This window comes from Peribacillus muralis (assembly GCF_001439925.1).
Lineage (GTDB): Bacteria > Bacillota > Bacilli > Bacillales > DSM-1321 > Peribacillus > Peribacillus muralis.
In genome coordinates, this window is the sequence record NZ_LMBV01000001.1 from 352,114 (window position 1) to 373,695 (window position 21,582).

The following is a 21,582-nucleotide window of genomic DNA, read 5'->3' on the forward strand; positions in this document are numbered from 1 at the left end:
CCTGTAGTATTGGGGTTTCTGAGTTGCCTAAAGATAAAAATACGACAAACATGCCTTTATATAGTATATACTTATTAAATGAATACCTTTTGTACTTTGCTCTGCGAAACGCAGTGGGGTGGTGATTATTATCCAATTAAATAAGCGTCAGGAACATATTTTGCAAATTGTTAAAGAAAACGGACCGATCACTGGAGAACATATTGCAGATAGATTGCATCTCACTAGGGCTACATTACGTCCAGACCTAGCGATATTAACGATGGCAGGTTTCCTTGATGCCAGGCCGCGTGTCGGATACTTTTATACAGGCAGGTCGGGTACACAGCTTTTGACGGACAGCCTAAACCATCTTTATGTACGAGATTACCAATCGATCCCTGTCGTTGTTGATGAAGGCATCTCCGTATATGATGCGATCGTCATGATGTTTTTAGAAGATGTCGGGACCATGTTTGTCGTCGATAAGCATGCTTTGCTTGTCGGTGTCTTATCCAGAAAGGACTTGTTGCGTGCCAGTATTGGTAAACAGGAGCTTAATTCCATTCCAGTCAATATCATCATGACCAGGATGCCCAATATTACGATGTGTTCCAAAGAAGACCTTCTGATAGATGTTGCCAAAAAATTGATAGATAAACAAATCGATTCATTACCGGTCGTCAAAGACACAGATAAAGGCTATGAAGTAATTGGAAGAATTACAAAAACCAATATAACCAAAGCATTCGTAGCTTTGGCTGATGAAGGCTATTAGGAGGCTTGCAAAGGGATGACGGAGATTAAGAAGGGTTCTATTATATATGTTGTATCGGATTCAGTAGGGGAAACGGCTGAATTGGTTACCAAAGCAGCTGCAAGCCAGTTCGCTGGTTCGGCTTTTTCCATTAAGCGAATACCGTATATTGAAGACGAACAAAACGTTGACGAAGTGATTTCACTAGCTAAGTTAGATGGGGCGATCATTGCCTATACCCTTGTGAAACCAGCTATCAGGGCTTATATGAAGGCACAAGTCGAACGGGAAAACCTGTCTGCTCATGACATTTTAGGACCTCTCATGGACATTCTCCAGGATAGGGCGCCAAAAGGACCTCTCAATGAACCTGGTCTTGTCAGGAAGCTGGATGATGATTATTTCAAGCGGGTGGAAGCGATTGAATTTGCCGTGAAATATGATGATGGTCGAGATCCCCGGGGCATTTTGCGAGCAGACATCGTTCTTGTCGGTGTATCGCGCACTTCCAAAACGCCTCTATCACAATATTTAGCCCACAAGCGCTATAAGGTGGCGAATGTGCCATTAGTGCCTGAGGTGGAGCCGCCAGAAGAATTATTCCTGGTTCCTCCTGAAAAATGTATCGGTTTAAAGATCAGTCCGGAGAAGCTGAACCATATTCGCAAAGAGCGGTTGAAGTCACTAGGGCTCAATGATCATGCCATTTATGCAAATGTGGAACGCATAAAGGAAGAGTTGACATACTTTGATAAAATCATATCAAGGTTGAACTGTCCAATCATTGATGTGACCAATAAGGCTGTGGAAGAAACAGCCAATTTAATCATCAATATCCTGCAAAATCAACATCGTTGATTGATAAATCTCGAAACCAAAATGTGAGCTGGACACTTGTAGTGTCGGCTCACATTTTAATGCTACATTCGTTTTAGGGAATCGTGAACAAAAATAGAATAAAAATACATATAGAACCTTTCCGTTCCTGAATGCATATCCTTCGATTGGCATGTAAACATTAACGTAATTTAAATGCTGGCATCTTCCAATCAAATAGACTATAATAAAAAATTGTGAGAAAAAAGTAATCTTAAGGTTTAGACTTAATTAATAAGGAATAAACTAAAGGTTAATGAGATGTCAAGGTTTTCATCATAAAAATAATTCGACATGTTCCGTATAATTTACATTGCGCCGGTTTTGCATGAACGTAAAAAGCGGCACTTTCACGTAAACAAGTGGATATTCCTTGAGGAATACTGTTGGTTCTTTTAGAGAAGTTACTCTGAACTGATGCGGAATAATCACGATATCTTCATAAAGTTTAGGGGAGAAAAAGGATTATGCAGAAAGATGTAGAATTAAAAGGTATGAATGATAAACCTACCATACACGTCGATGCCGATGCATGCCCGGTGAAAGACGAGATCCTCCATTCTGCACGATTGCACGATATCGATGTCTGTTTCGTTGCATCATATAAGAATATGATGAATGACCCTGAAGGAAAATGGGTATATGTCGATGCAGACAAGGAAGCGGCGGATCTTTATATAGTAAACGCAGTAAAAAAGGGTGATATTGTCGTTACTGCAGATATTGGATTGGCTGGGACCCTGCTACCTAAAGGTGTTTATGTTCTTTCTCCAAGGGGAAAGGAATACACGGACGAGAATATTTTCATGCTCCTGGATATGCGTTATCAGTCGGCGAAACTCCGCAGGCAGGGTAAGCATACGAAAGGGCCGAAACCATTCACGAAGGAAGATCGCCTATGTTTTACAAAGAAACTTTTGAAAATTTTGTCGAACTTTGCAGGGAAATAGAAATCTGTATCGAATTAGAAACTATCACCAATATGGCAAGGTGGAAAAATGATAAATGGCCGTATAGAAGATGAAAAGATTAATCAAATTCGCGAAGCTGTGGACATTGTTGATTTAATTGGGGAATATGTCCAGCTGAAGAAGCAAGGCCGCAATTACTTTGGTCTTTGTCCTTTCCACGGTGAAAACTCGCCTTCGTTTTCCGTTTCACCGGATAAACAAATCTTTCACTGTTTCGGATGCGGGGCAGGCGGCAACATTTTCACCTTTTTAATGGACAAAGAAGGCTACAATTTTGTGGAGTCTGCAAAAGTATTGGCTGAAAAAGGAAATGTTCCTTTAGATGTTGAGGTTAATAAGGATTCCAAGCGTGCCAACATGCCTGCCGGATCGCAGCAAATGGTTGAAGCCCATGACCTGCTGCGGAAGTTCTACCATCATCTCCTCGTTAATACGAAGGAAGGGCAGGAAGCACTCGAATATCTGATTGAACGCGGGTTTACCGAAGAGACGATTGAAAAGTTCCAAATTGGCTATTCGCTCGATTCATGGGACTTCGTTTCCAAGTTTCTGTTGAAACGTGGGTTTCCAGCGGAATATATGGAGCAGGCAGGGCTTATTATTTACAGGGATAAAGACGAGTCATATTTTGACCGTTTCAGAAATAGAGTCATGTTCCCGATTATGGATCATCAAGGAAATACGATTGCGTTTTCAGGGAGAGCGATGGGGACCGATGAGCCCAAATATTTGAATAGTCCCGAAACGCCAATCTTTAATAAAAGCAAAACTTTATATAATTTTCATCAAGCAAGACCACATATACGAAAGAAAGAACAAGTCGTTATTTTTGAGGGCTTCGCCGATTGCATTTCAGCTGTACGTGCAGGGGTGGAGAACTCGGTCGCAACTATGGGAACTGCCCTGACGGAGCAGCATATCCAGCTGTTAAAAAGGAATACCGACCAGATACTTATCTGCTACGATTCGGACTCTGCGGGTTTGAATGCTGCCAATCGTGCAGTCAATATGTTACAGGACCACGACTTTTCAGTGAAGGTCGCGCTCATGCCTGATAACCTGGACCCCGATGACTACATAAAGGAATTCGGTGAAAAAAGCTTTGTTTCTGAAGTAATAGGGGCCAGTTTAACCTACATGGCATTCAAGATGCATTATTTGCGTCGAGGTAAAAATGTAAATAATGAAGGAGATCGAATTCAATATATCGAAGAAGTCCTTAAGGAAATATCGCGATTGCCCAATGCGGTGGAGAGGGATCATTATCTCAGGCAAATATCCTCTGAGTTTTCCCTGTCATTGGATGCGTTGGAACAACAGCAGCGGCAAGTGTTCTTTACGGAACGAAAGAAGGGGACACTGCCGCAGCCTGCAGCCCAAAAGAAAATGGCCCTGCAATATGAGCATAAGTTAAAGCCTGCTCACCATAATGCTGAAACGATGTTGATTGCCCATATGCTTAAAAGCAGGGACATGAGTTTCAAGATTCAGCATTTGCTTGGGCAAACGCTCTTTCATGTAGATGAACATCAGGCAATCATCACCTATTTATATGCGTTCTATGAAGATGGACACGAGCCGGATACAAGCTTTTTCCTAACATATTTACCGGATCCAAACTTGAGAAGGATCGTTTCGGAAATAGAAATGATGTCAGTGAATGAGGAAGTTACCGATAAAGAACTGACCGATTGTATAAATCAAGTGTTGAAATATGAAAAGTTGTTAAAGATAAAAGAAAAACAAGTTGAAGAAAAAGAAGCAGTCAGACGAAGTGATTATGTCACTGCTGCACAGATAGCCATGGAAATCATTAAATTGCGTAAAATGTTGTAGTTGTTTTAGGTGTAAGTCCTGGAAGGAGGGGAACTAATGGCTGAAAAACCAGCACGTTCCAAACAAGTTGATAATGAGTTTAGCCTTGAGCAGGTGAAAGAAAAATTATTAGAGCTAGGTAAAAAACGAGGCTCTTTGACTTTAGAAAAAATCGCTGAAATGATTGGCGGTTTTGAGTTGGATTCCGATCAAATGGATGAGTTCTATGAGGTGTTAGGAGAAAACGGCGTCGAAATTCTCACGGATGGTGAGGAGGACGATGATGAAGATGATCCAGATGAGAAGAAACTCGCAAAGGAAGAAGAATTTGATCTGAATGATTTAAGTGTTCCTCCTGGTGTTAAGATTAACGACCCAGTCCGGATGTACTTGAAGGAAATTGGCCGGGTCGACCTATTATCCGCTGAAGAGGAAATCTCCTTGGCTACGCGAATTGAAGATGGAGATGAAGAAGCGAAACGCCGTTTGGCGGAAGCTAACCTCCGTCTGGTTGTCTCTATTGCCAAACGTTATGTAGGACGCGGCATGCTTTTCCTTGACTTGATTCAGGAAGGGAATATGGGTCTTATCAAAGCGGTCGAAAAATTCGATTACCGTAAAGGATTCAAGTTCAGTACGTATGCTACATGGTGGATTCGCCAAGCCATCACCCGTGCCATTGCCGACCAAGCAAGAACGATACGGATACCGGTGCATATGGTGGAAACCATTAACAAATTGATCCGTGTCCAAAGGCAGCTGCTTCAGGATTTGGGACGTGAACCTTCTCCGGAAGAAATTGCTGAGGATATGGATTTGACGCCTGAAAAAGTTCGTGAAATCTTGAAAATTGCTCAGGAGCCTGTTTCATTGGAAACGCCAATAGGTGAAGAAGATGATTCACATTTAGGTGATTTCATTGAAGATCAGGATGCGACTTCCCCGTCCGAGCATGCAGCATATGAACTTTTGAAGGAACAGCTTGAAGACGTATTGGACACACTGACCGATCGTGAGGAAAACGTGTTAAGACTGCGCTTCGGACTTGATGATGGCCGTACACGGACGCTTGAAGAGGTAGGTAAGGTGTTTGGAGTTACCCGCGAGCGTATCCGCCAAATCGAAGCGAAGGCATTGCGTAAGCTAAGACACCCTAGCCGCAGTAAGCGCCTGAAAGATTTCTTGGAATAAATATAAGTTCATGCCCTTCACAGAGCCCTCTTTGAATGCCCAGCGTTCGGGAGCGGCTTTTTTTTTTTGCCAATCTATACTGATGTAAAAGCTTAAAGCCGTTAAAAAGATCAGAATCATGAGGATGTGAAAACCATGGATGAGACGAGAAAGAAAATAATCATTCAAGAAATCAATGCCTGGAAGGAAAGTCGAATGCTTCCGGAACAATATTGTAATTACCTGCTGGCATTATACTGTGAAGGCGAACGGCCGCCATCTCACCAAAATGAAATCCGAAAAGGTAAAAAAGATCTCCTTTCCATGCTGTGGATTGGAGCGCTTTTTGCATTTATTGTATTTTTGAATTATTTTACTGAAATACCCATAAGAATGCAAATGCTTCTGACAACTATTTCAATCATAATCTTTGGAATTATGGTTCGCCGCTTTAGCGGCAGGAAGCTCATATATCAGATATCATTGATGGGAATGGCACTATCCTTGCTTCTTTTGACGGTCAGCCTGGCTGATTTCATAGCACCTGGAAAAGCGGGTATCCTTTATATGTTCCTGTTTCTTAATTGCGGATTGTGGATATTACTCGGGATTAAACTGAAGCTGCTTCATTTCTCGATTGCGGGAGGCTTGGGGATTGTTGTCGCTCTTTCCCTTTTGCTAATCTGAATTCAAGCGGGTTTCAGTGGTTTTGAATGAAGAATGTAGGGTATTATGAAATATATGTAAGTAAAAGGAAAAATGATTGGAAATATACATGGAATTTTGACAATTTTAAGAAATTATATAATATCTTCTATTTTTGGGGTTTTACTTGAAACTCTTTTCAAGTAAAATAATATATAGCTGTTTGTATATAATATTAAATATGGTAAGTTTAGGTTCTACATAGGGGAGGAACGACTATGAATCGCAATCCAGTAATACCTTTTATTATTATCATGGTTTTTGGTATTGGACTTATGTTTTTACTTTCGTTTAAAGGTTTGGGTGATGCCAAAGATCTTGCCAAGGAAAAAGACGGCGGCGCAAAGACTGAAGAATCAGATAGTGCCTCTGCTTCACCTGAGGACATCTATAAACAGAACTGCATCTCATGTCACGGCAATGCCTATCAGGGCGGTGTCGGACCAGCTCTTAAAGGCGTTGGTGACCATCTGTCGGTAGACGAGGTGAAAGAAGTGATCACGAATGGACGTGGTGCGATGCCAGCAGGCTTGGTAGAAGAACAGAACATTGACGCCATGGCCAAATATATTCATGGATTGAAATAATGTACGAAAGCTGACTCAGGAAATCGTTGGAAGGCGAGGTTTTGGGTCGGTTTTTTTGTTTTTAAAATAGAAGCATCGTAATGGAAGGCTTCCTTTTGTCCAGTGCCAGAAAGCGGTTTTTCTCTTTCTGTAATTTTTTCATGGAACTTGTTATAATTGAATGGGAAACGAATTATTTGTAAGACATTATTTGAATTAAGAGAGTTGATGAATATGAATCATGAAAGACTATCAATGAGATTGGAACGAGTTGCCATACATATTCCTAAAGGAAGCATCTTGGCCGATATCGGTTCTGACCATGCTTATTTGCCTTGCTATGCAGTAAGTAACGGCCTGTGTGACCGTGCCATTGCCGGAGAGGTCGTGGAAGGTCCCTATCAGTCCGCACGAAAGCAAGTGGCAATGACGGGGCTTGAGGCTAAGATAGAGGTGCGTAAAGGAGACGGACTGGAAGTTTTGAATCCCGATGAAGCGACATGCATTACGATTTGCGGCATGGGAGGGACGTTGATTTCAAGCATATTGGAAAGCGGCAAAGAAAAACTAGGCACGGTAAAAAGGCTTATTCTTCAGCCGAATGTCGGGGCATCACATGTGCGTAACTGGCTGATCGATAACGGCTGGGAGCTAAGTGGCGAAGAAATTCTAGAAGAAGATGGAAAAATCTACGAAATTTTAATGGCCGAAAAAGGGGACCCGCTTCGCCCATATCGCGTAAACAAGCAAAAGGGCCTCATGTTCGGACCATATTTAACAAATGAATTCAGTAGCACTTTCGTCAAGAAATGGCAGCTGGAGAAAAAACATTTGCATAGAATCATCGAGCAGTTGGATGAAAGCGGACGCAGCGGACTGGAAAAGAAGCGCAATGACCTACAAGCGCAAATATCGATAATTGAGGAGGTGCTAAAAAGGTGAAGACGGTAAACGGTACCCAAATCATTGAACTGTTCGAACAATTCTCCCCAAAGCAATTTGCCATGGAGGGAGATCCGATCGGGATTCATGTCGGCCAGCTCAACAAGCCTGTTAAGAAAGTCATGATTGCCCTTGATGTGTTGGAAGAGGTCGTGGACGAAGCGATCGAACAGGGGGTTGAATTAATCATCGCCCATCATCCGCTTATATACCGGCCATTAAAACGAATCGATACGATGACTGCCGGTGGGCGTATCATCGAAAAACTGATCAAACATGACATCGCCGTTTATGCTGCACATACCAATTTGGATGTCGCAAACGGGGGTGTGAACGATTTACTTGCCGAGGCGCTTCAATTACAGGACACACAAGTGCTTGTGCCGACTTATGAGACGACCTTAAAGAAAATGGTCGTGTATGTTCCAAAGGCCGATGAACAAAACGTGAGGGACGCACTAGGTAGGGCGGGTGCAGGAGCGATCGGAAATTACAGCCATTGTTCGTTTTCGTCGGAAGGCACAGGCCGCTTTTTGCCCGGCGAAGGCAGTGAACCGGTCATCGGCTCTAAAGGTAAACTTGAAGATGTAGCCGAAATGCGGATCGAAACGGTATTCCCGGAGAGTATCGAAAAGAAAGTGCTGGCTGCGATGATGAAGGCCCACCCATATGAGGAGGTCGCTTACGACATATATCAACTTGAGAATCAGGGTGAAACGCTTGGATTAGGGAAGATCGGTGTCCTAGCTGAAGAAATGACACTTGAACAGTTTTCCGAACATGTGAAAGTGACGCTCGATGTTGATAGGGTAAGGGTCGTTGGTGATTTGCAAAGCCCTATTAAAAAAGTCGCTGTACTTGGCGGAGACGGCAATAAATACGTTACGACTGCTAAATTCAAGGGTGCGGATGTGTATGTTACAGGCGATATGTATTATCATACGGCTCATGACGCGATGATGCTCGGCTTGAATATTGTCGACCCTGGCCATAATGTTGAAAAAGTGATGAAAAAAGGCGTTGCCCTGATACTTGAAAAAATGTGTCGCGAGCGGAACTTCGATGTCGAATTCATTCCATCCAAGTTGAATACCGATCCTTTCCGTTTCATCTGAAACAAAAAAAGGCAGCCATTGCGGCTGTCTTTTTTTTGTTTATTTCTTCACTTTAATTTTAGGTAAGATTTTATGCAATGGCGTTTTCTTTTCGGTATCCCAGGTCGATTCATCGTTCGGTTCATACTTTTCCAGGAATGTTATGACCTCTTTTGTAATCGGGGTAGGTGTGGATGCCCCGGAAGTGACAGCAACCGTTTTGGCATCTTTCAGCCATTCAAGGTTCAGCTCTGAAATATCAGCGATTCGATAGGCGGTCGTGGTTGCGATTTCCTCTGAAACCTGTGCCAAGCGGTTTGAGTTATTACTCTTCGGATCACCAACGACAATTAAAACATCAGCTTCGCCAGCTTGCTGGGCGACGGCTTCTTGACGTACCTGTGTCGCTAAACAAATTTCCTTATGAACTTCGGCATGGGGGAATTTTCCCTTCACCTTATCCATGATATCCAGAACATCCCATTGGCTCATCGTCGTTTGGTTGGTCACGATGATCTTATCACTATTCAAAGTCAACGCGTCGACATCTTCATCTTTTTGAACGAGGTGGACGACATCGGGAGCGACTCCGACTGCGCCCTCTGGCTCCGGATGGCCTTTCTTGCCAATATAGATGATTTGATAGCCTTCCGCTTCTTTTTCACGAATCAAGTCATGGGTGGCCGTAACATCGGGACATGTTGCATCAAGGGTCACCAGTCCTTTTTCTTTAGCGATCCTCCTGATTTCAGGGGAAACGCCGTGAGCCGTAAAAATGACGGTTCCGCCATCCACTTGCTCGATGATATCGTTGCGGTTGCTGCCGTCCAATGTGATGATTCCTTCTTCTTCAAATGCATCGGTAACATGTTTGTTATGGACAATCATCCCCAAAATGTAGATGGGACGTGGCAATGTTTTATCTAAAGCCGCATTTCGGGCGATGACCATGGCATCAACGACGCCATAACAATAGCCGCGCGGGGATATTTTAATCACTTTCATCTATGTGTCCTCCTTCAAAGGCAAGAAACTCTTACTCTTTATACCTTTCTATTATATAAGACCATAGATGATATTACAAAACATCCTATTTCTTTAAAATCAGTTACTGGTTATTTTTTTTGGAATTCATATATAAAGCTTGGGTCCGGATGATCTTTCCCTTCTGCCCGCAGGACGAATCCGTGAGGTGGGCGCAGCCTCAGGCGGTGTCTCCTTTTGATTCGGCTTTGGCGTTTCCGCAACGTTTGTTTGTGTCACTGACTCAGTTTCGCCAACAACGGATGTTGCCCCGTTCTCGGTATCTCCAGATGACGATATGCTCCGGAATAATTTCCACATGGACGGCAAGTTTTTAATCACGGGTCCGTATTGTTGCACCATGGGGGTGAATTGTTCGGCTGCCTGAAGCACCTTTTGCGTGTTAGCTAACATATTGTTCAAGGAATCCGGGTTTTTTAATGTTTCCAAAATCCCCCCACCGCTGCTTCTCGATGAACTTTGGTTACTGGAAGCGGCGGGTGCGAATAAGTTAGGAGGAGCTGCCTTTTGTTTGGACTTGCCAAGTATCTTCGACAGCAATCCTTCCTTTTTTGCCGGTGGCATATCCTGCCGCTGCTGCTGGCCGAATGGTGCCCTGAAACCATTTGGCCCTGGCTGTGCCTGTGGTCCGTTTGGTCCAATTGGCTGCCGCATCGGCTGGAAAGCTTGAGGCATCTGCATCTGCTGTCTATATGGTGTGGGAGGCTGCTGCATCCTCCGACCACGGGGTGGCCCAAAACCGGGTCCGGGTTGACGATTTCTATCTTGGAACATAGGTTTCACCTCCTCTGATTTTATGAGCTGATGTATTTCTCTCTATAAATTATGCAACTCGGCAAAAAAGGTTTGAGGAAAGAGTGACTGTGCTGTTGTGAAGTGACCGGAAAGAAGGTAAGATGGTAACGGTAGTCTTTTAGCTCCATGTCTGCGGGGGATACGCTATGACCAGGACAGGGGCTTTTCGTTTGCAAGAGTCCATTTTAAGAGAACTAGCCTCAGCGCTTGCGCAATATATTGTAATCCAGCTCCAGCACCTAGCTCACTGTGAAAAAGATGATCGCCCTCATAAGGCAAAAACCGCCTTTTGGGTCAATCCCTATTTTCATACGTGAGCTGACCAAGGTGCTTGCGCTTTTTGTGTAATCCAGGTCCAGCACTGACCAAGGTGCTTGCGCTTTTCGTGTGAAATTTATTATAATAACAGGACATGTCTAATGACTGACAAGAATAAAGGAGTTTTCTGATGAAACAAAACCAATTTGAACGATTTAATTTGAAAAGCTACATTCTAGATGCGGTTCGTACTTTAGGGTTCGATAAGCCGACGGAAATTCAAGAACGCGTGCTTCCGTCGCTTTTAAAGGGAAGTAGCTTAATTGGACAGTCGCAGACAGGTACAGGAAAGACACATTCCTATTTGCTGCCGATTATGAACAGGCTTGATGCTAGTAAAAATGAAGTTCAAGCGATTATTTCCGCACCAACCCGTGAGTTAGCGAACCAAATCTACAAAGAAGCTTTGAAAATTGCCGACCATTTCCCTGAGGATGAGCAGATTTCTGTTCGTTGTTTTATAGGTGGTACGGATAAGCAGCGGATGATTGATAAATTGAAAACACAGCCACAGCTTGTAATAGGAACGCCAGGCCGAATCAAGGATTTGGTCGAGGCTCAGGCGCTTCAGGTTTATACGGCAAAAATGCTTGTAGTCGATGAAGCGGACCTTATGCTGGACATGGGATTCCTGGAAGATGTCGATCTATTCGCGTCGCGTATGGCTGAAAAAATCCAAATGCTTGTCTTCTCGGCAACCATCCCGGAAAAATTGAAGCCGTTTTTGAATAAATATATGGAAAATCCGAAGTATGTTCAAGTTAATCCGAAGCAGGCGACCGCCGCGAAGATCGAGCACGTTTTGGTACCGCTTCGCCACCGTAACAGAGAGCAGCTGCTTCATGATATCATCGTTCGTTATAATCCTTATTTGGCGATCGTATTCACGAACACAAAGAAAATGGCCGATCATGTGGCTAATTCCTTGATCGAAAAAGGGCTGAATGTCGGTCGTATTCATGGGGATTTAACGCCTCGTGAGCGGAAAAAAATGATGAAGCAAATCAATGATCTTGAGTATCAATTCATCGTTGCGACAGATTTGGCTTCCCGTGGAATCGATATCGAAGGTGTCAGTCATATCATTAACTATGAATTGCCTACAGATCTTGATTTTTACATCCATAGGACAGGAAGGACAGCTCGTGCAGGATATTCAGGCATTGCCGCAACCCTTTATGATACTTCAGATGAAGATTCGCTGAATCGTCTGGAAAAAATGGGCATTGAATTTCGTGATGCAGATATCCAGAACGGGGATTGGGTTGATATAGACGAACGTAATAAACGGAAAAACCGTAAAAAACAAAAATCTGATATCGATGTTAAAGCGAGCAGGCACGTCAAGAAGCCTACTAAAGTCAAGCCGGGTTACAAGAAGAAAATCCAACGTGATGTGGAAAACTTCAAAAAACGCGAACGTCGTATACAGAGAAAGAAATAGGGGAGAAATCAGATGCTGAAGATTGGATCGCATGTTTCAATGAGCGGGAAAAATATGCTTCTTGCTGCGAGTCAAGAAGCGGTTTCGTATGGCTCCAACACATTCATGATCTATACGGGAGCCCCTCAAAATACAAGACGTAAAAAAATCGAGGATTTAAATATCGAGGCTGGAAGATTGCATATGGAGGCGAATGGCATGACTGACATCGTCGTCCATGCCCCATATATCATCAACATAGCAAATACGACCAATCCAGCCACATACGAGCTTGGAGTCAACTTCCTACGCAGCGAAATCGACCGGACCGAAGCGATTGGTTCAAGGCAAATCGTCCTTCACCCAGGTGCGCACGTTGGTGCTGGTAGTGAAATGGGAATTAAACGGATCATTGAAGGCTTGAATGAAGTGCTAACTGCCGACGATAAAGTTCAAATCGCGCTTGAAACGATGGCTGGTAAAGGGACTGAATGTGGCAGGTCATTCGAGGAGCTGGCGATGATCATCGATGGTGTAACCCATAACGAAAAATTATCGGTATGTTTCGATACTTGCCATACTCATGATGCCGGGTATAATATCATTGAAGATTTCGATGGTGTCCTAAATGAATTTGATAAATTGGTTGGTATTGACCGCATTAAAGTCCTTCATATCAACGATAGTAAAAATGAACGCGGCATGCGCAAGGACCGCCATGAAAACATTGGATTCGGTCATATCGGATTTAAGGCGTTAAATGAGATTGTCCATCATCCACAGTTAGGCGCTGTTCCTAAAATACTGGAAACGCCTTATGTAGGGGAAGACAAGAAAGATAAAAAGCCACCTTATAAATATGAAATCGATATGTTTAAGAACAAACAATTTGACGAAGAATTACTGGAAAAGATCAGACTCCAATAATATTCTAACGTATAAAGGGACGATTCATCCAATAAAGGATGAATCGTCCTTTCATTTTGCATTTGTTTAAGTATGACTTTTCAAAGACTGCCGGAAAATTGGCCAAGACCTTTTAAAAAGTGGAAGTAAGGTTGTTGAATAGGGATTCTATTTCCCTGGCCGTGCTTGCTCCGGCGACTTTTGTGATTTGTCCCAATACGGTTTGCCTTTGCCGGATATCGAAAATGTTAATATTTTTACCTGCTAGAAGCGCAGTGATATCCTGTGCTTGTTTTTGCGTAAGAGCAACCTTATGCTGCCTGGCAAGGGAAAGCAGTTCATCGGGGCGAATATTGTTGATTTTATGATTGACCATCATTTCGAATAATTTCAAACGATCTCCTCCTTTTTTAAAACATATGAAGGAGGAAGGCGTATGTGAACATGAAACTTCGATTTGAATGGCAGGTACTGAATTCAGCTAACGATTTTTGGCAGTTCAGGGCTTATGTGCCCCTTAGGAGGTCAGGATTCTTTACATTCGCACTTCTTTGTTTTATACTAACGATTGTTAATCGTAATGATTCTTAAAAAATAGGTGATATCTTGGATAATGTAGGAAACCCAATAGTTAAAATAGAAGATATATCATACAAATATACGAAAGATCTGGTGCTCGAACATGTTTCGCTTGAAATTCCGAAAGGGGCTTTCTTGGCAATCGTCGGACCAAATGGATCAGGTAAGTCAACGCTTTTGAAGCTGCTGCTCGGACTGTTCAAACTCCAAAAAGGTAATATAGAAATATTCGGGGAAGACATACGACGCTTTAAAGCTTGGCAACGGGTCGGGTTCGTTTCACAAAAGGCGAATTCCTTTAACTCTGGATTCCCTGCAACTGTATTCGAAGTGGTTCAGAGCGGGCTGACCAAAAAAATTGGACTATTCAAGTTTGCAAGCAAAGAAGACAAGCGCCTGGTAAAGAATGCCCTCGAATCCGTTGACATGCTTGAATATCAGAACCGCAATATCGGTGAATTGTCCGGAGGGCAGCAACAGAGGGTCTTCATTGCCCGCTCGCTAGTCAGTGAGCCGGAATTGATGATTTTGGATGAGCCCACAGTCGGAGTTGATTCAAAAAATGTCCACCAATTTTATGAAATGCTTGAGATGCTGAACAAAAAGTTAGGAATTACCTTGATTTTGGTAACTCATGACGTCGGTACCGTCACCGATAAAGTCACACATGTAGCCTGTTTGAATAAAAAGCTTCATTTTCATGGGGATGCTTGTGAATATAATGAGTTGGATGAAGGTGAGCTTTCATCGATTTATGGACATGGCGTCCAGTTTTTACATCATGATCATTAAAAAGTTTTGGAGGATAGGCCAATGATATCGGGGATATTGCAATTCGAATTTTTGCAAAACGCATTCTTGACGGGAATCATCATCGGAGCAATTGCGCCATTAGTGGGCGTTTTTGTTGTGGTAAGACGAATGTCGATGATTTCTGATGCGCTCAGTCATGTAGCGCTTGCTGGCATAGCGTTCAGTTTATTGCTTCAAAAGAGTTTTCTGTCGATGGCGGGATTGAATCCCCTCTATATGGGGATGGCCTTTTCTGTTGGCGGATCATTATTCATTGAAAAATTAAGAGGGGTATACAAGCATTACCAAGAGCTTGCAATCCCGATCATCATGTCTGGCGGCATGGGTCTTAGTGTCATTTTCATATCCATTGCAGATGGCTTCAATACGGATTTGTTCGGGTATTTATTCGGAAGCGTCAGCGCAGTCAGTCGGGCGGACTTGTATGTCATCTTGGCAGTGGGGATAGTCGTCGTCTTGACCCTTACCCTATTGTATAAGGAGTTATTTCAGTTATCATTTGATGAAGAACATGCCAAAGCTTCCGGAATCCCTTACAAATCCATTCATTTCATTTTTATTGTGATGGTAGCCTTGGTCATCGCCGCTTCCATGAAAATCATTGGCATATTGCTCGTTTCTTCGCTCATGACGCTGCCGGTAGCAGCTAGTCTCCGCTTTGCCAAGGGCTTTAAGCAAATGATTGGGTTCTCGATCTTATTCGGCGAAGTTTCCGTCGTAGTTGGTTTATTTTTATCATACAGCCTTGACCTCGCTCCTGGCGGCACCATTGTAATAATCGCTGTGCTTATTCTCATCTTGTCAATTTTGTTTGATAAGTGGAAAAATCGATAGATGGGGTGATGTTTCGTGAACGTAACGACTGCTATGCAATTACTAAAAGATAAAGGATTTAAACATACTGGAAAGAGGGAAGAGATGCTTCAGCTTTTCTCGACCAGCGATAAATATTTAACGGCAAAAGATGTGTTGGAGAATATGAAACAAGACTATCCTGGATTAAGCTTCGATACGATTTACCGGAACCTTTCATTATTCGTTGAATTGGGGATATTTGAAACGACTGAGCTGGAAGGGGAAAAGCACTTCCGCTTTACATGCGGCCATGCTTCCCACCACCATCATTTCATCTGCCTGAATTGCGGTAAAACGAAAGAAATCGAAGTGTGCCCGATGCAGGAGCTGGAGGATAGCCTCAAGGACTACGATGTCTCGGGTCATAAATTTGAAATATACGGACGCTGCCCCGCATGCCGTATATCTGTAGAGGCCTGAAAAAACCCATTGACTTTTAGTCAATGGGTTTTTTTCGTTTATTTAATGGAAACGGGCTTTTCTGCCAACCATTGGGCCACCCAATAAGAGGCCTCTTGCCAATTGTTGACCCGAATGACGCTTTCAGGTACAGGGTCTTGGTTGTAAGGGGTATTGAATAAAATCACCGGAATTTTGCATTCTTCCGATATGGCTACCGCATTATCGTGCTTATCTTCTAAAAACAGATCGACTGCGAATTTCTTCGCTGCAGCGACTTTATCATGTGAACCTACAAGCTCAATATGGTTATAGAGGACCTCGTTCGTTGTGAACCAATCCTTAGTTACATCGAATAAACGGTTGCTCCTGGCACTGATGAAATAGAGGTCGGCTTGTGTTGTCCATTTTTCCAATACATCCTTTGCTCCTTCAGCCAATAAAGACTCGGCATAAATGAGAGGCTCCGTCTCGATGAACCATTTGGTGAAATCTTCCTTTGGAACGTTAACGAATGGGAATAAGTCATACTCGGTAATATCTTCATAAGCTAAATTCAATTGGAAAGCTTTATTTAAAAAGGGGACCATGGAATCGGGTCTTGTGACAGTCCCGTCTATGTCGATGCCAAATCGTTTTTTCATGGGAAATCTCTCCTCATCTTAAAAGTACTTGTAATAGTGTAACATATACAATCAAAGCATTGGTAAATTCGCTTATTTATTTCCAAGACAAGAAACCATTATCACGATGGATTCCGAAGCTTTAACACATACTATAACTGCTCCTATAAACGAAAGTGAGGGATGCAAGGATGGAGAAAGATCAATACTCCAGTATTGACGATGAAATACGATTGGGCAAAGAGGGCAGTGAGACAACGAATGTCGATGATCCGCATCATGAGCGGTATTATAATGAAGCTGAGCCTGCAGATGATCGAAGGTATGAAAATCGGGGGCCCGTGTTCAATGCCGATAATCGGTATCATGAAGAAACGTCAGCCGAGATCTCAACATTGCCTCAAAGAAGCAGATCATATAAAGATGGGTCTGTAGTCGGGGCTGTTGATTCTGGGGAAGTGGCATCAAGGGGGAAAACCATTGGTGTCATAGCCTTGATCATTTCCATATTATCGCTATTCATGATGCCTTTTCTGTTAGGAATTGCCGGCATCATCGTAGGGATAGTGGCCAGAAGCCGAGGATCGAACTTGGGAACATGGGCGATAGGCATTGGGGCTCTGTCCATCATCGTAGGCATATTCATCCTGCCGTTCTTTTAAATAAGACGCAAAAAACCCCGATGCTAAGAATCGGGGTTTTTGTCTTATTTATTCAATAAAGCTGCCGCGGCAGCTTCCGCTCTTTGTTTTTCATAATACTCTTCAGCGATTTTGTCAATTTCCTTTTTCAGTTCCTCGACCATCGTTTCTTCAGGCACTTTCCTTACAATTTGCCCTTTCCTGAACAGCAAGCCTTCACCACGTGCACCGGCTATGCCGATATCAGCCTCACGTGCCTCTCCAGGACCGTTTACCGCACAACCAAGCACAGATACCTTGATTGGAGCTTTGATCGTCTGGATGTACTCCTCGACCTCATTCGCGATGGAGATTAAGTCGATTTCGATGCGACCGCAAGTCGGGCAGGAAATTAAAGTGGCCATGTTGGAAGCAAGTCCGAATACTTTCAGAAGCTCCCGAGCGACTTTCACCTCTTCGACCGGATCGGCGCTTAAGGAGACACGCATCGTGCTTCCGATGCCTTGGCTTAAGATGGCACCTAGTCCGGCAGCACTTTTTACCGTTCCGGAGAACAATGTACCCGATTCGGTAATTCCCAAATGTAACGGGTAATCGAATGCTTTCGAAGCTTTTTCATATGCTTCGATGGCCAAATTCACATCAGAGGCCTTCATGGACACAATGATGTCATGGAAATCGAGATCTTCAAGGATCTTGATATGGTGCAAGGCGCTTTCGACCATACCGTCTGCCGTTGGATATCCATACTTATCGAGTATCTTCTTCTCAAGCGAACCGGCATTTACACCGATGCGGATTGGGATGCCTTTCGCTTTGGCAGCTTTAACGACTGCTTCAACCTTTTCGCGGCGACCGATGTTACCAGGATTGATCCTGATTTTATCCGCTCCGCCTTCAATTGCCTTTAATGCCAGCTTATAATCAAAATGAATATCGACTACAAGTGGGATGTTTATCCGTTTTTTTATTTCAGGAATTGCATCTGCAGCTCTTTCGTCAGGACAGGCGACTCGCACGACTTGGCATCCCGCTTCCTCAAGACGAAGGATTTCTGCAACAGTTGCTTCAACATCATGTGTTTTAGTAGTTGTCATGCTTTGTACGATAACTTCATTATTGCCGCCAATTGTTAAGTTTCCGACTTTAATTGGCCGCGTCTTGGTACGATGTATAATTTCACTCAAGTGGAATTCTCTCCTTTAGGAAAAAATCAGTTTTGATTTTTCATTTGTTTCTCTAAAATATTGTATCAATCTACTTACCGCTTGACAAGGAAATAGGCTGCAATATCTTTTTTCAATAAGAAGATTATGCTATTCCTGGGTTTTTACGTAGTTATCGAGAGCGCTTGAAAACACGAAGACCCACCCAGTTTCCGGCTATTTATAAACAGGAATCTTATATGTTTTGCCAATCTGCATATTTTCAGGCTTCATGCCTTCATTCAAGCTTTGGAAGTCAGATATGATCGTTTCAATCGGCTGATTGTCTCCGCTATTTTCCGTTTCGACAATGGAGAGTAAAGTATCACCAGGCTTCATCGTAATTTCTTTAAAAGCTGCACTCGGGGCAGATTGCTGCTGACTTGCCGGGACGGCAGGCTGGACTTTAGCAGCCGGTGGGGGTGAAGTCGGCAGGGTGCCAGTTGTCAGGTCGAAATAAATAATGAATAATGTGAAGCAAAATGATACAAAAATCAGTAGCCTTTTCAATTTTCCACCCTCCCAAGCTTGTCTTTACACTATATATACTTGAAAGGGACTAGGAATATGCCTAAAAATGGGCATTTTCGAAATCGTCAATTATTTTTTTTCGTTTGGGTACCTTCTCGATTTTTTGAGCAGGTGCCAAGAAAGACGCTGATTTCCTTTGGAGACAGGCCTATCTCTCTTGCCTCCATGATGAGTGACAACCACTGCAAATCAAGATAACTTGTTTTCACATTTATCACCTCTTAAAATCTAATTCAACCATCAGTATAGGAAAAACTTGCTGAGTTTTTTGTCGAATTAAGGAGATATGAAAAATGATGACTGCAGTCACATGGAAAAAAAACACAAAGATCCGATAGCCCTTAGCGACTTGGTCTTTGTGTTTTTTTGGTCATTCCAAGGAGGATTTGGCAGATGTTTCTTTAATCGATAAATAAAGCATCATCAATGTGACGAACCAGCTGATGAATGAGGCAAATGGAACCGTTGCTTGAAATGAATCCATGACGGTGAAGAAAATGGTCGAAAGCGTAATACTGTATGCACCAATTCTCCAAAGATGCCTATATGAAAGCGTCCGGCCAAGGGCATTCTTGAAAAGAAGACCGAAAGCAGCAAGGATCGTTACTTTAATGAAGACTCCACTAGCTGTAAACAGGTATAATATAAGGAGCAGCAACGGAAGGATAATTGGCAGTACAGATTCGACGGAATCGAGCCAAGACGATATTTCCTCGTTATCTCCTTCGAGAAGAGAATATGGAGACGATTGCACATTGCCTCCAGATACGAACACCAAATCGGATTTTAAAAGGGCCACAGCCTCATCAGCTTTTTCAGCCACATCTTCCGGGGTCATCGTACCGGTTCCATCCACGAAAATTTGATAACCATTCTTATTCAAGCTAAATGGTTCATCATTATCTGTCGTCAATGTGCCATTTTGGATCTTGAATGCCGGTAAGTCTTCCGATATTGTTTCGTGCATGGCATCTATCCCATCAACCATCATTGTACCGAAGTAAAAGGCTGAGGGAAGAAAGGCAATGAGACTTACAAAAAATACGTATAAAATCGTCTTGCCGATACCTTGGTTTTGAAAGGAAGCGATATCTTTAGGGGAATATAGGCTCACCCAAAGTTGTTTGAATATGTTCAATGTTTTCAGCACCTAACTTTATAAGATTCCTAACCAATTTTAACTATATGGGGAAAATAAAACAACCTGTATGATGAGTCATTGGTTTCAACTACCCATAAAGAGGCAATTATGGAGAGGTAGAGGCAATCATAAATGAAAAGAGAAAGGGCGTTTTGATGGTGGATACACTTTTTTGGATAATTATTGTCCTCATGTTCATAATGGGCTTCGTCGGTCTGATATTTCCGATCATTCCAAGCGTTTTATTCATATTCGGCGGAATCGTGCTTTATGGTCTGTTTTATTCCTTTGCACCGTTTGGCTGGTTTTTCTGGACGGTCCAAATTTTATTCGTCATCTTATTGTTCGCAGCGGATTACATTGCAAACATGGTTGGTGTCAAAAAATACGGCGGCACGAAAGCGGGCGTATGGGGCAGTACCATCGGACTTTTGGTCGGACCGTTCGTCATCCCATTCCTCGGCATCTTGATCGGCCCCTTCATCGGTGCCTTTCTGGCAGAAATCATTGTCCATAAACAAGATCCGGTTACTGCATCCAAAATCGGCCTCGGCTCTGTCGTTGGTTTTATTAGCAGTGTAATTACGAAAGGCATCATTCAACTATTGATGATTGGTTATTTTTTATTCGTGGTATACTCATAGGAAATTAAATCGCAAAACGAGGCATAAGGTTTGAAAGGTTTACAAAAATTTGATACTCTAATGCTAGCGAGCTTCATGTATCCTTCGAGAACTGAAGCCCTCAAAAAAAAACAGCTTACATAGGGAGGAATTTTATTATGGCTTTTGAACTTCCACAATTACCGTACGCATATGATGCATTGGAACCACACATCGACAAAGAAACAATGAACATTCACCACACGAAGCATCACAACACATATGTGACAAACTTGAACAATGCTCTAGAAGGCAACCAAGAGCTTCTAAGCAAAAGCGTTGAAGAAATTGTCGCTAACCTGGATGCAGTACCAGAAGCTGCTCGTACAGCTGTACGCAACAACGGCGGCGGACATGCTAACCACACATTATTCTGGGAAATCCTTTCACCAAACGGTGGCGGACAACCGACTGGTGAACTAGCAGACGCAATCACATCTAAATTCGGCAGCTTCGACAGCTTTAAAGAAGAATTCGCAAAAGCGGCTACTACTCGGTTTGGATCTGGCTGGGCTTGGCTTGCCGTCAACAATGGTGAGTTGGAAGTAACAAGCACTCCGAACCAAGACAATCCATTATCAGAAGGCAAAACGCCACTTCTTGGATTGGACGTTTGGGAGCATGCTTACTACCTGAACTACCAAAACCGTCGTCCTGAATACATCAATTCTTTCTGGAATGTTGTAAACTGGGATGAAGTATCAAAACGTTATAGCGCTGCAAAATAATCAATAACAAGTAAAAAAGACAGGACTCCCTTTTATGGGATCCT

Annotated in this window: 25 protein-coding genes; 17 read left to right on the plus strand and 8 right to left on the minus strand. The window is 42.9% G+C overall.

What is annotated here, in order from left to right:
* Nucleotides 1-118: 118 nt before the first annotated feature.
* The 9 genes from ASU00_RS01685 to ASU00_RS01725 all read left to right on the plus strand — a co-directional run bounded on the left by ASU00_RS01685 (nucleotide 119) and on the right by ASU00_RS01725 (nucleotide 8,896).
* Nucleotides 119-757 (plus strand): helix-turn-helix transcriptional regulator, encoded by a 639-nt coding sequence (locus ASU00_RS01685; protein ID WP_057911705.1) that lies wholly within the window; start codon nucleotides 119-121, stop codon nucleotides 755-757.
* A gap of 15 nt (nucleotides 758-772) precedes the next feature.
* The gene (locus ASU00_RS01690; RefSeq protein WP_201786254.1) at nucleotides 773-1,594 is read left to right on the plus strand and encodes a pyruvate, water dikinase regulatory protein; all 822 of its coding nucleotides are present in this window, start codon (nucleotides 773-775) and stop codon (nucleotides 1,592-1,594) included.
* A 512-nt stretch (nucleotides 1,595-2,106) separates the two neighbouring features.
* Nucleotides 2,107-2,562: a YaiI/YqxD family protein gene (locus ASU00_RS01695; RefSeq protein ID WP_057911838.1), complete on the plus strand. Its 456-nt coding sequence runs from the start codon at nucleotides 2,107-2,109 to the stop codon at nucleotides 2,560-2,562.
* Between the two features lie 51 nt (nucleotides 2,563-2,613).
* Nucleotides 2,614-4,419: a DNA primase gene (dnaG, locus tag ASU00_RS01700; protein WP_152983668.1), complete on the plus strand. Its 1,806-nt coding sequence runs from the start codon at nucleotides 2,614-2,616 to the stop codon at nucleotides 4,417-4,419.
* A gap of 36 nt (nucleotides 4,420-4,455) precedes the next feature.
* Nucleotides 4,456-5,589, plus strand: a complete 1,134-nt coding sequence (gene rpoD, locus ASU00_RS01705; RefSeq protein ID WP_057911707.1) for an RNA polymerase sigma factor RpoD — start codon at nucleotides 4,456-4,458, stop codon at nucleotides 5,587-5,589.
* A gap of 135 nt (nucleotides 5,590-5,724) precedes the next feature.
* Nucleotides 5,725-6,255 carry a hypothetical protein gene (locus tag ASU00_RS01710; protein WP_057911708.1) on the plus strand — a complete coding sequence of 177 codons (531 nt, stop codon included), beginning with the start codon at nucleotides 5,725-5,727 and terminating at the stop codon, nucleotides 6,253-6,255.
* Nucleotides 6,256-6,491: 236 nt separating this feature from the next.
* The gene (cccA, locus tag ASU00_RS01715) at nucleotides 6,492-6,860 is read left to right on the plus strand and encodes a cytochrome c550 (protein ID WP_057911709.1); all 369 of its coding nucleotides are present in this window, start codon (nucleotides 6,492-6,494) and stop codon (nucleotides 6,858-6,860) included.
* A gap of 213 nt (nucleotides 6,861-7,073) precedes the next feature.
* Nucleotides 7,074-7,781 carry a tRNA (adenine(22)-N(1))-methyltransferase gene (locus ASU00_RS01720; RefSeq protein ID WP_057911710.1) on the plus strand — a complete coding sequence of 236 codons (708 nt, stop codon included), beginning with the start codon at nucleotides 7,074-7,076 and terminating at the stop codon, nucleotides 7,779-7,781.
* Nucleotides 7,778-8,896: a Nif3-like dinuclear metal center hexameric protein gene (locus ASU00_RS01725; RefSeq protein ID WP_057911711.1), complete on the plus strand. Its 1,119-nt coding sequence runs from the start codon at nucleotides 7,778-7,780 to the stop codon at nucleotides 8,894-8,896. Before ASU00_RS01720 ends, ASU00_RS01725 begins: the two co-directional genes overlap by 4 nt.
* A 39-nt stretch (nucleotides 8,897-8,935) precedes the next feature.
* Here the strand turns inward: ASU00_RS01725 and ASU00_RS01730 are convergent, their stop codons facing one another.
* The gene (locus ASU00_RS01730) at nucleotides 8,936-9,880 is read right to left on the minus strand and encodes a 4-hydroxy-3-methylbut-2-enyl diphosphate reductase (protein ID WP_057911712.1); all 945 of its coding nucleotides are present in this window, start codon (nucleotides 9,878-9,880) and stop codon (nucleotides 8,936-8,938) included.
* Nucleotides 9,881-10,006: 126 nt separating this feature from the next.
* Nucleotides 10,007-10,693, minus strand: a complete 687-nt coding sequence (gene vrrA, locus ASU00_RS01735; RefSeq protein ID WP_057911713.1) for a VrrA/YqfQ family protein — start codon at nucleotides 10,691-10,693, stop codon at nucleotides 10,007-10,009.
* 469 nt (nucleotides 10,694-11,162) lie between these two features.
* Between vrrA and ASU00_RS01740 the strand changes: the two genes are divergently transcribed.
* Nucleotides 11,163-12,476, plus strand: a complete 1,314-nt coding sequence (locus ASU00_RS01740) for a DEAD/DEAH box helicase (RefSeq protein ID WP_057911714.1) — start codon at nucleotides 11,163-11,165, stop codon at nucleotides 12,474-12,476.
* A gap of 12 nt (nucleotides 12,477-12,488) precedes the next feature.
* On the plus strand, nucleotides 12,489-13,382 hold the full coding sequence (locus ASU00_RS01745; RefSeq protein ID WP_057911715.1) for a deoxyribonuclease IV: 894 nt from the start codon (nucleotides 12,489-12,491) through the stop codon (nucleotides 13,380-13,382).
* 112 nt (nucleotides 13,383-13,494) lie between these two features.
* Here the strand turns inward: ASU00_RS01745 and ASU00_RS01750 are convergent, their stop codons facing one another.
* Nucleotides 13,495-13,755: a DUF2624 family protein gene (locus tag ASU00_RS01750; protein ID WP_057911716.1), complete on the minus strand. Its 261-nt coding sequence runs from the start codon at nucleotides 13,753-13,755 to the stop codon at nucleotides 13,495-13,497.
* 212 nt (nucleotides 13,756-13,967) lie between these two features.
* Here ASU00_RS01750 and ASU00_RS01755 point away from each other — a divergent pair, with 212 nt between their 5' ends.
* The 3 genes from ASU00_RS01755 to ASU00_RS01765 are packed head-to-tail and all read left to right on the plus strand — an operon-like array spanning nucleotide 13,968 to nucleotide 16,028.
* Nucleotides 13,968-14,732 carry a metal ABC transporter ATP-binding protein gene (locus ASU00_RS01755; RefSeq protein WP_057911717.1) on the plus strand — a complete coding sequence of 255 codons (765 nt, stop codon included), beginning with the start codon at nucleotides 13,968-13,970 and terminating at the stop codon, nucleotides 14,730-14,732.
* A gap of 21 nt (nucleotides 14,733-14,753) precedes the next feature.
* Nucleotides 14,754-15,587: a metal ABC transporter permease gene (locus ASU00_RS01760; RefSeq protein ID WP_057911718.1), complete on the plus strand. Its 834-nt coding sequence runs from the start codon at nucleotides 14,754-14,756 to the stop codon at nucleotides 15,585-15,587.
* Between the two features lie 15 nt (nucleotides 15,588-15,602).
* Complete coding sequence (locus tag ASU00_RS01765; protein WP_057911719.1) at nucleotides 15,603-16,028, plus strand: Fur family transcriptional regulator; 426 nt, start codon at nucleotides 15,603-15,605, stop codon at nucleotides 16,026-16,028.
* 38 nt (nucleotides 16,029-16,066) lie between these two features.
* Here the strand turns inward: ASU00_RS01765 and ASU00_RS01770 are convergent, their stop codons facing one another.
* Nucleotides 16,067-16,651, minus strand: a complete 585-nt coding sequence (locus tag ASU00_RS01770; protein WP_057911720.1) for a 5' nucleotidase, NT5C type — start codon at nucleotides 16,649-16,651, stop codon at nucleotides 16,067-16,069.
* A gap of 170 nt (nucleotides 16,652-16,821) precedes the next feature.
* Between ASU00_RS01770 and ASU00_RS25870 the strand changes: the two genes are divergently transcribed.
* On the plus strand, nucleotides 16,822-17,292 hold the full coding sequence (locus ASU00_RS25870; protein WP_201786255.1) for a DUF308 domain-containing protein: 471 nt from the start codon (nucleotides 16,822-16,824) through the stop codon (nucleotides 17,290-17,292).
* A gap of 44 nt (nucleotides 17,293-17,336) precedes the next feature.
* On the opposite strand, the gene ispG is transcribed toward ASU00_RS25870, so the two are convergent.
* The 4 genes from ispG to ASU00_RS01790 form a co-directional block, all read right to left on the minus strand.
* On the minus strand, nucleotides 17,337-18,449 hold the full coding sequence (gene ispG, locus ASU00_RS01780) for a flavodoxin-dependent (E)-4-hydroxy-3-methylbut-2-enyl-diphosphate synthase (protein WP_201786258.1): 1,113 nt from the start codon (nucleotides 18,447-18,449) through the stop codon (nucleotides 17,337-17,339).
* Nucleotides 18,450-18,653: 204 nt separating this feature from the next.
* Complete coding sequence (locus tag ASU00_RS01785; RefSeq protein ID WP_057911722.1) at nucleotides 18,654-18,986, minus strand: hypothetical protein; 333 nt, start codon at nucleotides 18,984-18,986, stop codon at nucleotides 18,654-18,656.
* Nucleotides 18,987-19,072: 86 nt separating this feature from the next.
* The gene (locus ASU00_RS24950; protein ID WP_152983660.1) at nucleotides 19,073-19,225 is read right to left on the minus strand and encodes an anti-repressor SinI family protein; all 153 of its coding nucleotides are present in this window, start codon (nucleotides 19,223-19,225) and stop codon (nucleotides 19,073-19,075) included.
* Nucleotides 19,226-19,377: 152 nt separating this feature from the next.
* Nucleotides 19,378-20,145 (minus strand): DUF1189 domain-containing protein, encoded by a 768-nt coding sequence (locus tag ASU00_RS01790; RefSeq protein WP_057911723.1) that lies wholly within the window; start codon nucleotides 20,143-20,145, stop codon nucleotides 19,378-19,380.
* Nucleotides 20,146-20,306: 161 nt separating this feature from the next.
* Here ASU00_RS01790 and ASU00_RS01795 point away from each other — a divergent pair, with 161 nt between their 5' ends.
* Entirely contained in the window at nucleotides 20,307-20,792 is a 486-nt protein-coding gene (locus tag ASU00_RS01795; protein WP_057911839.1) for a DUF456 domain-containing protein, read from the plus strand.
* A 137-nt stretch (nucleotides 20,793-20,929) separates the two neighbouring features.
* A complete protein-coding gene (sodA, locus tag ASU00_RS01800; RefSeq protein WP_057911724.1) occupies nucleotides 20,930-21,538 on the plus strand; it encodes a superoxide dismutase SodA in 609 nt (202 codons plus the stop codon).
* Nucleotides 21,539-21,582: the final 44 nt, after the last annotated feature.